General features: G+C 33.3%; 12 protein-coding genes and 1 tRNA gene. 7 read left to right on the plus strand and 6 right to left on the minus strand.

Features of this window, described 5'->3' with window-relative positions; all coding sequences use genetic code 11:
• Window positions 1-93: 93 nt before the first annotated feature.
• Window positions 94-879: a DUF1499 domain-containing protein gene (locus tag ACFIJ9_RS03070; protein WP_375635742.1), complete on the plus strand. Its 786-nt coding sequence runs from the start codon at window positions 94-96 to the stop codon at window positions 877-879.
• A gap of 1,120 nt (window positions 880-1,999) precedes the next feature.
• On the opposite strand, the gene ACFIJ9_RS03075 is transcribed toward ACFIJ9_RS03070, so the two are convergent.
• Entirely contained in the window at window positions 2,000-2,131 is a 132-nt protein-coding gene (locus ACFIJ9_RS03075) for a hypothetical protein (RefSeq protein WP_375635743.1), read from the minus strand.
• 230 nt (window positions 2,132-2,361) lie between these two features.
• Between ACFIJ9_RS03075 and ACFIJ9_RS03080 the strand changes: the two genes are divergently transcribed.
• Window positions 2,362-2,505, plus strand: a complete 144-nt coding sequence (locus ACFIJ9_RS03080; protein ID WP_375635744.1) for a hypothetical protein — start codon at window positions 2,362-2,364, stop codon at window positions 2,503-2,505.
• A gap of 1,587 nt (window positions 2,506-4,092) precedes the next feature.
• Here ACFIJ9_RS03080 and ACFIJ9_RS03085 read toward each other — a convergent pair.
• On the minus strand, window positions 4,093-4,401 hold the full coding sequence (locus ACFIJ9_RS03085) for a hypothetical protein (protein ID WP_375635745.1): 309 nt from the start codon (window positions 4,399-4,401) through the stop codon (window positions 4,093-4,095).
• Window positions 4,402-4,656: 255 nt separating this feature from the next.
• Here ACFIJ9_RS03085 and ACFIJ9_RS03090 point away from each other — a divergent pair, with 255 nt between their 5' ends.
• Genes ACFIJ9_RS03090 through ACFIJ9_RS03100 form a run of 3 tightly spaced genes read left to right on the plus strand, consistent with a single transcriptional unit; the run spans window position 4,657 to window position 8,103 of the window.
• Window positions 4,657-6,324: a peptidase domain-containing ABC transporter gene (locus ACFIJ9_RS03090; RefSeq protein ID WP_375635746.1), complete on the plus strand. Its 1,668-nt coding sequence runs from the start codon at window positions 4,657-4,659 to the stop codon at window positions 6,322-6,324.
• Window positions 6,314-7,639, plus strand: coding sequence for an HlyD family type I secretion periplasmic adaptor subunit (locus ACFIJ9_RS03095; protein WP_375635747.1), 1,326 nt, complete (start codon window positions 6,314-6,316; stop codon window positions 7,637-7,639). The genes ACFIJ9_RS03090 and ACFIJ9_RS03095 overlap by 11 nt, the downstream gene beginning before the upstream one ends.
• Window positions 7,639-8,103 carry a toxin-activating lysine-acyltransferase gene (locus tag ACFIJ9_RS03100; RefSeq protein WP_375635748.1) on the plus strand — a complete coding sequence of 155 codons (465 nt, stop codon included), beginning with the start codon at window positions 7,639-7,641 and terminating at the stop codon, window positions 8,101-8,103. The genes ACFIJ9_RS03095 and ACFIJ9_RS03100 overlap by 1 nt, the downstream gene beginning before the upstream one ends.
• Window positions 8,104-8,336: 233 nt before the next feature.
• On the opposite strand, the gene ACFIJ9_RS03105 is transcribed toward ACFIJ9_RS03100, so the two are convergent.
• Window positions 8,337-8,411 (minus strand) — tRNA-Gln (locus ACFIJ9_RS03105).
• Window positions 8,412-9,305: 894 nt separating this feature from the next.
• Here ACFIJ9_RS03105 and ACFIJ9_RS03110 point away from each other — a divergent pair.
• Complete coding sequence (locus tag ACFIJ9_RS03110) at window positions 9,306-9,908, plus strand: superoxide dismutase (protein ID WP_375635749.1); 603 nt, start codon at window positions 9,306-9,308, stop codon at window positions 9,906-9,908.
• Between the two features lie 83 nt (window positions 9,909-9,991).
• Here the strand turns inward: ACFIJ9_RS03110 and ACFIJ9_RS03115 are convergent, their stop codons facing one another.
• The gene (locus tag ACFIJ9_RS03115; protein WP_375635750.1) at window positions 9,992-12,085 is read right to left on the minus strand and encodes a S9 family peptidase; all 2,094 of its coding nucleotides are present in this window, start codon (window positions 12,083-12,085) and stop codon (window positions 9,992-9,994) included.
• Between the two features lie 854 nt (window positions 12,086-12,939).
• On the opposite strand from ACFIJ9_RS03115, the gene ACFIJ9_RS03120 reads away from it, so the two are divergent.
• Window positions 12,940-13,377: a MucR family transcriptional regulator gene (locus ACFIJ9_RS03120; RefSeq protein WP_012754848.1), complete on the plus strand. Its 438-nt coding sequence runs from the start codon at window positions 12,940-12,942 to the stop codon at window positions 13,375-13,377.
• Window positions 13,378-13,475: 98 nt separating this feature from the next.
• On the opposite strand, the gene ACFIJ9_RS03125 is transcribed toward ACFIJ9_RS03120, so the two are convergent.
• Complete coding sequence (locus ACFIJ9_RS03125; protein WP_012754847.1) at window positions 13,476-13,886, minus strand: SufE family protein; 411 nt, start codon at window positions 13,884-13,886, stop codon at window positions 13,476-13,478.
• A 166-nt stretch (window positions 13,887-14,052) separates the two neighbouring features.
• The gene (locus ACFIJ9_RS03130) at window positions 14,053-14,370 is read right to left on the minus strand and encodes a DUF5330 domain-containing protein (RefSeq protein WP_375635751.1); all 318 of its coding nucleotides are present in this window, start codon (window positions 14,368-14,370) and stop codon (window positions 14,053-14,055) included.
• Window positions 14,371-15,005 lie beyond the last annotated feature (635 nt).

Genomic DNA, 15,005 nt, shown 5'->3' on the forward strand with positions numbered 1-15,005 from the left:
GCTTTATTTTTGTTTTATGAGCATAAGCTTTTTGTAAGGTATACACTCTGAAAAAACTTGGCTTATAGTTTACAATTGAGGGGAAAAAACTTCATGAAGAAGAGATATGTTCGGTTCGTTTCAAGAGCAGCAGTATGGTCCCCTCGATTTGGTGGATTGGCGTTCTTTATTTTATTATTTTCAGTCATTTTACAACGTTTTTCCGTCATTAACGTAACCGACTTCATAATTTTGATAGGTATCTCTACTGGCTGTGTGATTATTTCTCTTTTTCTTGCTGTAAAAGCACTTTACAGCTTATGGGTCTATGGAGCCCTAGGGGGAATGAAAGCTTTAAAAGGGATCATTTATTCATTAATAACTGCTACACCATTGATGTTATTTTTTGGACTTTGGTTTACCTTACCGGCTCTTTACGATATTTCTACCGACACACAAAGCCCGCCAGCTTTTTTTCGCACAATACGTCCCAGCGATGCTTTACCGCTCAAGAGTGTATTGACTGAACAAGCAGCAATACAGATCTCACAATGGCCAGAAATGTCAGGGCGCCGTTATGATGGTTCACCTGATCGTATTCGCGAATCTGTTCTCAATGTTTTAGCAGCCTATGATTGGCCTGTTGTGGCACAACGAGAGTTTAAAGGTGAAGAAAATGCGCTTTATATTGAAACAATGGCAAAAACTTTTTACCTTGGTTTCATTTCAGACATTATCATTCGTTTAACTGATGAAGGGGATACTACTTTTGTTGATATGCGTTCTGCTTCTCGTTATTTACCAAGAGATTTGGGAACGAATGCTGCTTTTATTATCAATTTTATGGATGCACTTGATACAGAAATCGCCTCATTTCCTCTTTCTGAAGATAATGAGTAGAGGCTAGAAGTATAGTAAGTTACATTTACTAAATTAGCTTATTTCAAAAATAAATTTTGAGACGTGCGGAAACGAACAAATCAGTTATCGTCTCTCGACGGCCATAAGCATTACTGACAAGTTCTTTGAACACCCAAAAGCAACTTATAGCCTCTTTTTAGCGCGTGACATATAGATAAAATATTTGAATTCAAATTCTAAACTTAAATACTATAATTGATTTTACATATATTTTTTATGCTCAGAAATCTCATCATAAAAGTAAGAAAGAAGACTTCTCTAATAAGGAAATTAAGCATTTCTTACAGGCTTATTTTTCCAATGAAAATAGAAAAATATATCTTCATCAAGAAAGATGAAATACATTTATCATAAAATATAACGCATATGTAATATAGTTACAGAAAAATCAACAATAAAATACACATAAATTCATCTGTATTTTATAATAAATGATTATTGCAATTTCATAAAGAAATTTTATAATAATAAAATAAAAATTATATATAATTACAAATAATATAAACTTATTTAAATGAAAATCATTTTTATAAAACATAATTTAAATATAAATACTAATATCTAATATATTTAAACGCAACATAAATAAAACAAAACGCCAAAAATAACAAAAATAAACCACTAAATGTCTTAATCGCTTCCTTTATACTATTTTTCCAACTGTCACCACTGTATCTATAAATTAATGAAAATGAAAATATAAAAATAAATATTGAAAATAAAATATCAAAAAGATTATTATATAAAGATAATAAATAATCATTTTTCATATAAATAACGTATACAAATAAAAACTGTTATAGAAAGTAATATAACAAATATAATGAACAAAAATGTGCTTAAAAACATTTTTTTCACAATTTCTTTGTTACTATAACCTTTAAATTTATACCGTAAAAACATTGCATAGAAAAATATAAAGAAAGCACATGTAGAAGATAATAATTCTGCAATAATACGAATAATATCACTCATAAAAAAATCCAAATTAAATATATAATTTTGTAAAATTATGCACCTAAACCTTCCTGTCAAGTTTGTAGATACATAATTATGCCTACAAGCTTGTTCATTTTAGAAATATCTGCTGATTTTTATATTAGCGATAACATCCATAGGCTGTATTTCCTATACCTGTAGCAAATCCTACTGCAGAGCCAACTCTTCCTCCTAACCATAAACCTTCCGCAGCGCCTATTGGTCCTCCAGTTACCCCCCATAACTCCACCAATTACCACTCCTATATTATGTCCCCTATGTCCCATTGAAAATCCTGCAGAGAGATAATCTCCAACGGTACACCCAGGTCGTGATCCACTGCTTGAAAAATTCATTGATGTAAAATTAGACCAACCATTAGAAAAACTAGTATCGTTCTCTTGGTTTACAAGAACAACAAAGAAATATATTTATTATGTCATCGAACTCAGTTGCGTTGCTGTTGTTTTGCAGTTGCTGGGCTTGGTAAATCCTTTTATTTTTCAAGCGATTATCGACCGCATTCTTCCTTTTCAGCGTATTGAAAGTCTCTATGCTATCGTTGTCTTGATGGTTTCTATCATGCTGTTTAGCACGGCTCTTAGCACTCTATCTGGCTACTTATGAGCTTATTTAGCCAATCGGCTTACGCTAGAATTTGGACGGCGCATTTACACCCATCTTTTAAGTCTCTCTTTGCCCACTTTACGCCATTGGCAAGTGGGGAAACTGTTGTCACGTATTGGAGAAGTTGATACAATTTGTGTTTTTTAAGAAAAAACTCTGTAAAAAATATATTTAGCAAATTTCATTATAAACTTATAGCTACATAAATTTATAGATACGCAAATAATCTATAACAAAAAATAGAATTCTCATATAAAATTTTGTTTTTTATATCTCTTTTTAACTAAGGCAACTCATTTTTTGAAATGTAAAATTCTACATAGATATAAAACAATTAATAAAAATAAATCTTATTTAAACTGATAAAAAACATATCATATATCATAATATTTTAATTTAAAATAATTTATCTATTTTACGAATGATTTTATATATATAGAAATATAGACAGAAATTGAGAATGCTATAAATAATAAACTTAACTCAATTAAATATGATTTTATATATTTTTTCCAACTTCTGAATCTAAGTATATAAGAAAAAATTTTAAAAAAAACAAATAATACTTATTAAAACTAACACAGTTTTAATAATTTCTAAAGTATCCATAATAAGAAAGTCCAAAAATATAATATATTTATCTATAATATAGATATATTATAATAATAATTAATGTAATAAAAGAAGTTATGGCCATAAATATTAAAAATAACTTAACTAATGATAATAGTTTTTTCTTAGTTTCTTTTTTACTGTATCCTTTAGATTCAAAATACAAAATAATTAAGAATATAACAGTAAAAACGATAAGAATTGAACGCAATATTTCTAAAATAAAGTTAATAAAATCTATCCACATCAATAATATCCACCATAACAATTAGAAACTAAAATATACAGATATTTCAATAAAATCTATTTACAACACCGTATTGACTCTTATAAAGCTTTCATTATACGATTTTTACAGTTGAAAAAGTAGGAATAATGTTAATAATTATGAAATAATTGATACTAATTAAACAAATAATAAAGTCCAAAATATATTATACAGTATGTAATAATGATAACTGATCCTAATTTTATAGACTGCCACCAAGTAGGAAAATTTAATTTATAAAAATATATACTTAAAAGTACAAAAATATTTGTTGCAAACAATGCGTTTTTAACAATAAAAGTAATATCAGTTATAATATTTCCATTAAAATATATTTTAAAAAATAATATATATATATAAAATATTTTATAATCTTTATTAAGTAACCCCATTAAATAAAAATTAACGAAATAAAACAACATAAAGAATAATATAAAAAATGAAATTACTCTTATTAATGATTTTTGTATAATGTTATTTTTAATATACGACTTAGATCCATAATATAATTTAAATAAAGATATAAATATAACTATAGAGCTTAATGATAAAAATAAATTATTAATAATATTTAACTTATCCATAACACTTAAAATTTCTTAATTAAAATATATATTATTTTATCAGTGATATGTAGACATGTTTACTGATAACATGTCTACAATATTATCATAAATTTAGATATATATTGCTAAATATTTCATAATTTACCGGAAACAAAGATAAGTATGATGTATAGCTCCCACGCCTGCTCCTAATAAAGAGCCACTGAGAGCACCGCCTGCTGCACCTACTACAGAACCTGCTGCAGCCAACGGAAGGATCGTCGCTGCACCTATACCGGCTGTTCCAACTGTCGCAGCTGTTCCTGCGACTGCTCCAAGCACAGATCCTCCAGCTGCCCCAACAACTGTGCCTACCTCTCCTCCTACTGTTCCTGTTGTTTTTATTTCGTTCCAATAACCCGAAGGGCTACATGAAAGCTTCGAGTCATGTGACGAGCTTGAACTAGCCATTTTTAGTCTCCTTTTAATTATTAAAAATAACTGTATCAAAATGATGCAGTGACAATTTCATTATTGTGCTGTTTAAAAAATATCAAATATAATTTGTATAAATAACAATAAAAATACTGTATAAACAATAAATACATTTTGTTTATATTATATTCACACAAAATGTATATTTTGTATAAATATAATACTATTTACAATACTGTTTAAATATGCGACATCCATCGCTCTTTCTCTTAAACAAAATCATAAATTCAAATGAGTCATTCACAAGAAAAACTAGTATCATTCTCTTGGTTTACAAGAACAACAAAGAAATATATCTATTATGTTATCGAACTCAGTTGCGTTGCTGTTGTTTTGCGTTTGCTGGGCTTGGTGAATCCTTTTATTTTTCAAGCGATTATCGACCGTATTCTCCCTTTTCAGCGTATTGAAAGTCTCTATGCTATCGTTGTCTTGATGGTTGCTATCATGCTGTTTAGCACAGCTCTTAGCACTCTATCAGGCTACTTAGGAGCTTATTTAGCCAATCGGCTTACGCTAGAATTTGGACGGCGCATTTACACCCATGTGTTAAGCCTTTCCTTGCCCACTTTACGCACTTGGCAAGTGGGGGAACTGTTCACGCGAATCGGAGAGGTTGATACAATTCGCGGTTTTCTAACAGGAACCATCGCCACAACTGTTCTAAATGTTCTGTTCGCAATCATTTATCTTGCGGCACTCTTTTCCATTAGTCCGAAACTGACCTTTATTGTCCTTATCATTTTACCCTTGCAAATGGGCTCTTTAGCGCTAGTCGGTCCCTTCTTGCGCCGCCAATTACGCCGTGCTTTCACTCTGCAAGCTGCCCATCAATCGCGCCTCATTGAAAGTTTTACCAATCTTGAAGCCATAAAAGCGCATGTAAAGGAGCCAGCCCATACAATACGCATGCAAGAAACTTTAGCCCGTAGTTTAGATCAAAGCCTTACAACCAGTAAATTGCATCTTCTCAATGGAGCCATGAGCCATATTTTTGGTGATCTTTTCACTATTTTTATTATCTTTTTTGGTGCTCAGGCAGTTCTTCAAAACCAGATTACGCTAGGGCAACTTATTGCCTTTCATCTCCTCGCTGGAAATGTTTCTGGTCCTATCTTAAGCCTTGCATCCCTATGGGAAGAATGGCAGCATTTGAAAATCTCTCGTCTTCGTTTGGGCGATATTCTTAACTCCCCTTCAGAATGGGAAGAAGAAAAGCCGCCTCTTCAACTCAGCGCTCCTCCTCATCTTGAAGCCAAGGATCTCTGTTTTTCTTATGGAGATAAGTCCATTATCAATCATCTTGATGTCTGTTTACAACCTAGGCAACCGATTATGTTACTTGGTCCTTCAGGGTGCGGAAAAACAACCTTGGCGAAGCTCCTTTGTGGGCTCTACCCCCCAACAAGCGGAAAGATATTGATTAACGCACAACCTTTACAGAATTTTGATGTCCGTAGCGTGCGTGAAACAATTGCGTATTTTCCTCAAAATCCTTGCCTTTTTTCCGGAACCATTCTTGAGAATATGCTTCTTGCCAAACCAGATGCCACTAAAGATGAAATCGACGCTGCACTATATGTTAGTGCTTGCCATGATTTGATTGCTCAGTTGCCTTTAGGACTTAATACTCAAGTAGGAGAGCAAGGTGGTTTTTTATCAGGTGGTCAGCGCCAACGCTTGGCTTTGGCTTGTTTCTTTCTGATAAACCCAAGCCTTCTTATTTTGGATGAACCTACTTCCGCATTGGATGACACTGTCAGTGCACAAATTGTTGAGCATTTATATAAACTTTCGCAAGAACGTATTGTTCTTGTTATTACCCACAAAAGTGACCTCTTTCCTCAGCATGCAACCGTCTTAAACTTTACTGATTTGGAGGCAAAAAATGGCAGATAAAGCTCCCTATTTGCGCCCTTTGTCACCAACGCTTCATATGGTTGTTGCTGTTTTAATTGCTTTATTTCTCTTTATTGTGATCGGCAGCTTTATCGCAAAAACAGAGATTGTTGCACGGGGGCAAGGAAGTGTTATTCCCACCGCTTACGTTCAGCTGGTCCAAGCGCAAAATACAGGACGCATTGAGAAAATTCTTGTAAAAGAAGGGCAATTTGTTCATCAAGGCGATCTCCTTATTCAATTAGATCCCCGTGAAGCCCTCAATGAGTGCGCACGTGTTCAAGCAGATATCGCGCAACAAACCCTTCAAGCACAAATTGCAACAGCTATTTTAACAGCTTTGCATGAAAGTGATCCTTTGGATGAAGATTTTGTGACCAAAGGGCTTGCCTATCTGCCAGCTCCTCCTTCTGGCAATCAGACTGCAAGAATAGAAGGGGAAAAACTCATTAGCGCTACCCTTCAATCTCTCCAAGATAAATTAAGAGCGCTAAAAGCACAAGCGGACCGCGTCGAGCGCAGCGGTGCAACACAACATGCGCAATTAGATAGGTTGGAAGATGATCGTCAATTAAGCCAAGGAAAATTAAAAGCTGCAAAAAGCCTGATGGAAACAAAAGTCATTAGCCAAGCCGTTTATTTAGAGCGTTTACATGACTTTAAAAATGTCGAGCATGAAATTTTAACCAATCAAAGACGTTTGGAAGAAAATGCCGCCGAAATAAACACCCTCCGCCAACAACGGAAAAGTCTCATTTCCGATGAAATCGCCCGCTATCGCCAACTTTCGCGTGAAACAGAACTGAATCTTCAAGGATTAAAAGCAAAGCTTGATAGCACTCAATACCATCTTGACCACTTATCACTTTATGCACCTGTTGATGGACGTATCGATGATTTAAGTATCCATACTTTGGGCGGCTTTGTAGAGGCTGGAAAAACTCTTATGCGTATTGTCCCTGGTGCGGGTGGTCTCATTATTGAAGCATTTTTTGATAATCGAGATATTGGTTTTTTAGAAAAGGGCCAACGTGCTTACATCAAGTTTTCTGCCTTTCCGCCTGAACGTTTCGGTGTTATCCACGGTACAGTCGTTAATGTAGGCGCTACAGCACGCTATGATAAAGAAATTAATGGTGTCTATGCTGTTTTAATCAAAATTGACCAAGATCACATCACTTTGAATAACAAACATCTTAAATTTATCCCTGGCATGACTGTGACAACGGATGTCATTACCTCAAAACGGCGTCTCATTTCTTATTTCTTTGAACCTATCACCAAAATTTTAGAACAGTCCCTAAAGGAAAGATAATGTCTGTAAATGAAAATTCATCACCTTCACTCATAGATCCTCTTACAGCGTTAGGAGCTATGGTTGTTTTAATGCTTACATCTCCCTTATACCGCCGCTGGCGAATCTGGGATATAGACCGAAATTTAGGACCAGCTTTACAAACTGGGCAATATAAACTCTATAAAAATGAACGTGGAGAATTTTGCGCCTTTATCACTTGGGCTTTTTTAGATGAAAAAAATCATCAATCTATGCTTGAAAAGGGAGAGCTTTTGTCCGATGCGGATTGGCAAGGCGGAGAATATATGTGGTTTATTGATTGTGTGGCACCCTATGGACATGCTGCTGGTATGGTACGTGACATGCAGCGGCATGTGTTTCCTAATCAGCATTATTGCTACGCTGTTCGGCGTAATGAAGATGGTGGAATACGGAAAATCACCCGCTGGTGTTGCTATAGAGCACAAAATCCAGTCAAATAGTTTTTCTAAAGCAAGTGCGCATAAATCATTTATCCCTCGTCTTATAGAAAAGAATCTTTTAAAAGAGCTCTTTGAGCGATAGCTATAGTAAAAGAAAACCTTACCATATTTAGAGCTAACCCGCTACAAATGGGTATTTTTCAGCTTACCATACTTGCTATGAATAGCAACAGATGGTTAAGGGGGTAATCCACTCTCTCAAGCTGAAATTTGATAACTAATTTCACCAGAATTGGCTGGGGTACCTGGATTCGAACCAGGGAATGCCGGTACCAAAAACCGGTGCCTTACCGCTTGGCTATACCCCAAAAAAACACGCTTTATAGCGACTCTTGCACCTTATAGCGATTCCTGTGATTGGACGCAATATCTGAAAATCAAAGACCTTACTTTTTTATCATAAAGTGCCTGATTTATCATAAAGTGCCTGAATCTTGTATGGCATTGCATCAATACAAATTCGTAGCAGAAATTGATATACTGTTGTACTTTTAACACAAATAGAAAACATTTATCCACCAATAATTATTTTGCTCTTTGTATTGATTTTTTAGGAACAGAAAATGAAAATCTTGTAGTTTACTCATGTATCTAATAAATTAGCATATGATTTACTTTTCTTGATATATTCCAATCTCATCTTGCTTCATTAAGATAAAAGCTGTCACCATATTGGAAACTGGTAAAGTGTGTGATAGTTGCTGTGCTCTTTCATTAAGCGTAAAGATGATAATGTCCACTGGTTTTTACATTATATTATTCATGAGTAGCGCCATAAAATGAAATCAAGCACATTGAAAAATATCTCCTAAAAATAACACTTAAATATTCTATTGCAAACACTATGACACACCTAATAGGTTAGAAGAATTTTGCAAAAATTAAAAATATTTTATCTGGCATTTGAAAAAATAAAGATATAAGAACAAGGGATAATAGCTATTTCTATTTACTTTTTATTCAAAAGATAATGATATTTTTATCGGTTCATAGATGTAAAAAAATCTTCAGAAACAATCTTTATATAGACTAATGCCTTTTTTGATTGATTAGCATACATTTCCTAAAAGCTCCTTTTACAAAAAGAGAGATATTAAAATTAATTTCACACAAATAGGTATTCAACATTTGCTTTTCAATTCTGTAAATGGCAAATTAGACTTATGAAATAAGCTTAACAATTAGAATCGAGGAGATTTTTAATGGCTTTTGAATTGCCCCCGTTGCCTTATGATTACGATGCCCTTTCACCTTATATGTCACGCGAAACGCTTGAATATCATCATGATAAGCATCACCTCGCTTATCTTAACAATACCAATAATTTTGTGAAAGAGTTAGGCTTAGAAAATGAAAGCCTTGAAGATATTGTTAAAAAAAGTTTTGGAAAAAATATTGGTTTGTTTAATAATGCAGCACAGTATTACAATCATAACCACTTTTGGCTTTGGATGAAAAAAGATGGGGGTGGCCAAAAACTTCCTGAAAAGTTAGCAAAAGCTATTGACACTGATCTAGGTGGTTACGACAAATTCCGCGCTGATTTTATTGCTGCTGCTAGTGCCCAATTTGGTTCTGGATGGGCATGGGTTGCTGTTAAAGATGGCAAGCTTGAAATTATGAAAACACCTAATGGCGAAAATCCCTTAATTCACAATGCTCGACCTATTTTGGGTGTCGATGTGTGGGAACATTCCTATTACATTGATTATCGCAATGCTCGACCGAAGTACCTCGAATCCTTTGTAGACCATTTAATTAATTGGGACTATGTTTTGAAACTTTATGAAGAATGTGAATTTTAAGCTATCTAGATAATTTTTTTAGTGTATGAAAGTCCCTATAATCCAATAAATTATCGGGGACTTTCAAACAAAGATATTATGGATTAGCAACAGCCTTTTCCTGCTATCTTGAGAATATATGCATAGATATAGGCAACTTCTTCTAGCTTTGAAAAACGTCCAGCTGCACCAGCGTGCCCCGAATCCATATTAATACGTAATAAAATTGCATTATCGTCTGTTTTTAAGTCTCGTAATTTTGCCACCCATTTTGCAGGCTCCCAGTAAGTTACACGAGGATCTGTTAATCCTGCCATCACAAGTATAGGGGGATAGTTTTGAGCTTTGACATTATCGTAGGGTGAATAGGAAGCAATAAGCTTATAATCTTCTTCTGATTCAAGAGGATTCCCCCATTCGGCCCATTCTGGAGGTGTGAGTGGCAATGAAGCATCTAACATTGTCGCTAAGACATCAACAAAAGGCACATTCGCTACGATTCCAGCAAAATCCTGTGGAGCTATATTGGCAATGGCTCCCATCAACATCCCCCCTGCTGAACCACCATAAGCAATAAGCCGGTCGTGAGAAGTGAATTTATTGTTTACAAGGTAACGTCCACAAGCAATAAAATCTGTAAATGTATTGTGCTTAAAGAGATGTTTTCCTTTCTCATACCATTCTACTCCCTTTTCTTTTCCTCCGCGAATATGAGCAATCGCGTAAATAAAACCTCTGTTTACTAGAGAAAGTACATTACTATTGAAACTGGCAGGAATAGAGATCCCATAAGCACCATAACCGTAAAGAAGACAAGGCGCACCACCATCAAGAGGAGTGTTTTCGTGATAAAAAAGTGAAATAGGAATCTTCTCACCATCGTCTGCTATTGCTGTAATACGTCGTGTTACATATGCATCTTTATTATGCCCAGAGGGAATTATTTGCGTTTTTAAAAGCATTCGTTTACGACTTTTCATCTCATAATCAAACACTTGATCAGGTGTTGTCATAGACGAATAGGAAAAACGAATAGTTGGACTGTTATATTCTGCAACCCCTTGTAGACCTAAAGAATAAGCCTCTTCAGTAAAAGCAATGGAATTAACTTTTTTAGTGGTACGTTCCATTACTTTTATACGTGGAAGCCCCTCAAAACGTTCGATCCAGACAAGAAAATCTTGATAAGCATCATGGGATAATATTAGGCACCCAAGCTGATGTGGGACAAACTCAGACCAATTTTCTGATTGTGGAGATGTATATGGCGCTACCATAATTTTGAAATCTTTTGCATTATCTAGATTGGTCAGAATATAAAAGACATCACCACCTTCTGTAAGTGAATATTCAATACCTTTTTGTCGTTTCCGTACACATTGGGGAGTAGTAAAAGGCGCCTCAGCAGGAATCAACCAGATCTCTGATGTTTCATGATCATGAATATTAATATAAATAATATCATTAAGCTTAGAGCCGCTTACATCTAAGAAAAAACCTGGATTGTCTTCGCGAAAAATAAGCTTATCTTGTGATTGATCAGTGTTTAATCGGTGATAATAGAGCTCTGAAGGTCGGTGATTTTTATCCATTTTAGTATAGAAAAAACCTTCAGATCTAGCATCCCATACAATTTGACCAGATGTATCAGTAATTGTATCCATACAGTCAGACAATGTCTCAAAATTACGAATTTTAGCTGTATAGAATTCTGATCCTTTGTCATCATAGGTCCATACCACATGTGTATGGTCAGGAGATTCTTGAACTGAACCAAATTTGAAATATTCTTTGCCTTCTGCCAAGACATCACCGTTAAGGTAAACGGTTTTTTCTCCGCCATTCCTTGGTGTCCGAAAATAATGCGGTTGTTGACCTCCGGTAACATAAGAGAATCCGTAAGCAAAAGGACCATGTTTTATAGGAACAGAACTATCATTCTCTTGGATCCTGTTTTTCATTTCGGTAAAAAGCAAATCTCGTAATGGTTTTGTATCAGCCATTTGAGCTGATTGATAAGCATTTTCTTTTTCAAGATAATGTCGAATATTTGGATCAAGACAGTTAGGATTTTTAAAAACATCTTGCCAGTTAGACGCACGTAGCCAATGATAGGGATCATCACGAAAAATACCATGATATATTTCCTTATGAGTGATTCTAAATGCTTTGGGAGGAATTGCAAAAGTGCGGGTCATACACAATCCTATATTAAAATATGTTAACAGCTTCGTTTATATGTTAGAATCATAATTATTGATGCAAGTGTAAAAATCTATAAGTTCTATTCACTTGTAAAAATAGCGCCATGATAATTTTTAAAACTAATACCTTTCTGTCCATTACATATCACAGCTATTGTTTTCTAGGGATATAATACCACTTTTATAATGAAAGTGATTGGTAAGACAATTAAACTATGAGAAAAAGAATTGATTTTTTTTGAAACAGTATAATATTATAATTTTATAGAAATTAATAACTATATTTAAAGTATTTTTATTAATGTATAAAACATAAAAATATTCTATGTCGTTTTAATGAATAGTTTTATATTATAAGTAATGCTATTGTGTCTTATTTATAATATAGTACGTTATTTATTATTAAATTTAATAAATATAAATAATAAAAATAAATTTAAAATTTAGAAAAATAAAATTACTAAATTATAAGTATTCAAAATAAAAAATACTAATTTATATATTATATTTTTATAATTAGTAATTTTATTTTTACGTTCTCAAAAAAAATAAATAAATTTTATCCTATATTTTTTTATATTTGTGATGTATTGTATGTTATGTATGATATGTTATAGGATAAAAATATATTTTAGCATGTAATAATTTCGTTTTTCTTATTTTATATTATGACAAAAAAGAGGTATTTATTTGATTTTTTTGTGTTTTGGCAATTTTATAGAATAATTGAATTGACAAAAAAGATTTTTGTACAATATGAAGCTCATGTGCATGAGATCTTTATATCATGAGTATATGCACTATATCTCGATTTTGAATTACTCAATTTTAAATTAAAGGAAACAAGAATGGAACATCGTGCAGTCTTAGAGACTGAAAGCAATTTAGTTATTACATTGGTTGCTGATATTGTTGCTGCCTACGTGAGTAATAATTCTATTCGACCGACTGAAGTGCCAAGTTTAATTGCTGATGTCCATGCTGCTTTTCGTAAAGCAGGGAATTTAGAGTTAACAGAAGTCGAAGTTGAAAAACAAAGGCCTGCCGTTAATCCAAAGCGTTCAGTATTTCCTGATTATCTCATTTGCCTTGAAGATGGGAAAAAATTTAAATCTCTAAAGCGTCATCTCATGACACATTATGGAATGTTGCCAGAGGAGTATCGTGAAAAATGGCAGTTAGATAGTTCTTATCCTATGGTGGCGCCTAATTATGCAAAAACACGATCAGCTTTGGCCAAAGAAATGGGTCTTGGACGCAAAAGTAAACGGAAAAAAACTAAATAATCTTATTTTGCGAAAAAATGGTTTCGTGTATAAATTTGATTTCAGTATACATGTTTTGTGTGAAGCTTTTGTATATATAGCAATTTCTATCAAGGGGATTATACATAGCTTTCGTTACGAATCCGTTTAATCATTGATTTCAGACCATTTGATCGTTGTGGTGTAAGATTTTCATTTAAACCAAGTTTTTCAAAGAGCTCTTGAGCATCGGAATTGCGAATTTCAGAAGCTTTTTTGCCTGAATAAAAAGCAAGAAGTATGTAAATGAGTCCACGCACAATATGAGCATCGGAATCACCTTGAAACGTCAATATTGGATCTTCTGAGTTATTACGTGAAGATAAAAGCCACACTTGGCTAACACAACCAGGAACTTTGTGAGCATCGTTTCGAGCGCTTTCCGGAAAAGGTGGCAATTCATGGCCAAGCTCAATGACATAACGATAACGGTCTTCCCAATTATCCAAAAGCGAAAAGTTCTCTATGATATTACCGATTGTTTCCGCCATTATTTTAGTCCTGTTTTGTTTGAATAATCATTCTTAAATACACTTATAAAAAATAAATATTTATTCTTCCTAACATAAATAACACGAAGAACGTTAAAAATCCTTATTTCAAGATAACATTGTATGGTTTTGTAAGAACTCTTGTATTGCGATTTTGCAAGAAACATTAAGGGAAATCTCTGATATTATTGTTGTTCCCTAATATGTTGCCTAAATATTCATAAGCAGCTCTTGCACCGTAATATGCGCGTTCACCAAGTGAACTTAAAAATGATTTTCCTACTTTGCAGGTTTCTATATTACGGTCACAAAATGCTCCTAGGTCATTTAAAGCTTCTTTAAATGACCTAATCACATCGCTCGTTGTTGTCTCATTATTTTTGGGGCTAAAAGAATAGTCACTGGTTGGATTTGCTACAAAAAATGAAATAATGACAAAAATAAAAAATAAAAAAAATGATAATTTGATTAAAAAACGTATCATGGGCAATCAATGTACCGCAGTGGTAAATACAATAAAAGAAACATTTTATACACTGTTTCTTTATAAACAATTTATAAAATTTGTTTTTTATAAAATTGAGTATTCATTTATTGGATCTATATCATTGGCTTTTTTATAAATATGGCACAATGCCGCTGTATAAAATGGGATACATTGTCTATTCAGTAAAAATTTAACATCCCAATTATACACTTACAGGCTGATCATATTAATGAACATACCATGATAAAAAATGAGAGATATAACCATGATCGTGCATAAGAGTTAAGAAATGTACCCCCCACATTTATAATCTTTTATTCCACAAGAAAGTGTAGCAATGAGATAAGGATTAAACACAGAGTCCAATTTCTTTTCCATATTGTGTACATACTTATTTTAAATAATAGTTCATCATCTTAGCTTAGTTGAAAAGACTAAAAAGAGTCAGACTCTGTTATTCTGACTCTAGTAGTGATAAAATATTTATATTATCTATAAAATTTTTACTAGAACATCACCAACATGATCAATATGTCGATCAAAAGATCAAACAATAGCTTCATCTCTTATAACTCCATCTCAAGATCTCAAGACAAGTTTTTCTATAACATTGTAAACATCAATTTAATTGA

The organism is Bartonella sp. MR90HLJMH (genome assembly GCF_042194115.1).
Classification (GTDB): Bacteria; Pseudomonadota; Alphaproteobacteria; order Rhizobiales; family Rhizobiaceae; genus Bartonella; species Bartonella grahamii.